Here is a 1,329-nt window from a genome sequence, read left to right as displayed (position 1 = left end):
TGGTCTTGACCCTGTAATCCAGTACCGTCGGTATATTCAAGTTACCGATTGTTTTTCCCTGAACACGGTCGGTGGCAAATATCCCAACGCACTGTGCGGGTGATAAGAATTGTAGTCATCGAACCAACCTTGCAATTGAGCCATCACCGTCTTTGAGTCAGGTCTGTTTGCCAACTTGGCATAGTCCCTTTTCAGCGTCTTCACAAAACTCTCTGCCATCCCGTTACTTTGCGGACTTGTCACAGGTGTCGTGATCGGCTTTAGCCCCAGCAGCTTTGCAAAACTCTTTGTCTCAACCGCCGTGTAACAACTGCCGTTGTCTGTGAGCCATTCGATTGGCTTGGTCGGCGTCTCGCTTGTGCCAAATCGACGCTCCACCGCTTGCATCATCAAGTCACCAACCAACCCCGCATCAATGCCCTTGGTGGTCGCCACCCAACTCATCGCCTCTCGGTCGCAACAGTCCAGCGCAAACGCCACTCTGACGCGCTCACCGTTGTCACAAGATAGTTCCAAACCGTCTGAACACCAACGTGTGTTGCTTTCCTTGACGGCAACCTTGCCTTCATGCTTCCTGGTGTCCAACGGCTTTTGACCCTGTCTAAATAACAACCAGCCCGCATCTCGCATCACGCGATACACCCGCTTGTGGTTGATGCCAATATGACCATCTAGTCTGAGCCTCGCCCAAACTCTTCGGTAACCATAAGTGGCTCGCTTTTGCACAACATCAGCAATGGCTTGCTTAACTTGGGCGTCATCTGATTTTGGCGGTGACCTTCTGTGGTCTACCCAATCAGGTGCACGATCTTTCTTTGCCAACACATGACTGCGCGATACGCCAAGGGCTTGGCACACAGCTCTCACTGCACGTCCCCGGGCAATACTGGCGATCGCGCAATCCACTTTTTTGCTTTGGCGAAGTCCACTGCCTCCTTGAGAATCTCGTTCTCCAAAGTCTTGCGGCCCAAGGCGCCTTCAAGTTGTTTGATACGTTTTATGGCCTCTTGGAGCTCAGAGGCAGGCACCACGGTTTCGTTTGCGCCAACGGCCACCAAGGAGCCTTCGAAGTAGGCCTTGCGCCATTGAAACACTTGCGCAGCCGTCACTCCATGCTCTCTGGCTACGAGTGAAACAGAACTGCCAGGTTCATTGGTTTGTTTGACGATTGCCAGCTTTTGCTCTGGTGTCCAGCGTCTTCGCCGTTGAACGCTTGTGACCACCTCAACCCGATTGGGCCTTGCTGAAGACATAGTCATATCCATAGTCGTATTCCTAGTTGTTAGTTTAAGGAATACCAACGGGACTGTTTTTCAGGGGGCTAACTCA

At 52.1% G+C, this 1,329-nt stretch carries 1 protein-coding gene; it reads right to left on the bottom strand.

Going from position 1 to position 1,329, the window contains the following annotated elements:
- Window positions 1-36: 36 nt before the first annotated feature.
- A protein-coding gene (locus tag B9Z39_RS16825) for an IS3 family transposase (protein WP_369908154.1) occupies window positions 37-1,265 on the bottom strand; the annotation gives its coding sequence in 2 pieces (ribosomal slippage) (window positions 37-920 and window positions 920-1,265; 1,230 coding nt in all).
- Window positions 1,266-1,329: the final 64 nt, after the last annotated feature.

This window comes from Limnohabitans sp. JirII-29, from assembly GCF_003063395.1.
GTDB lineage: Bacteria > Pseudomonadota > Gammaproteobacteria > Burkholderiales > Burkholderiaceae_C > Limnohabitans.
This window is presented reverse-complemented; position numbering and strand designations above follow the sequence as displayed.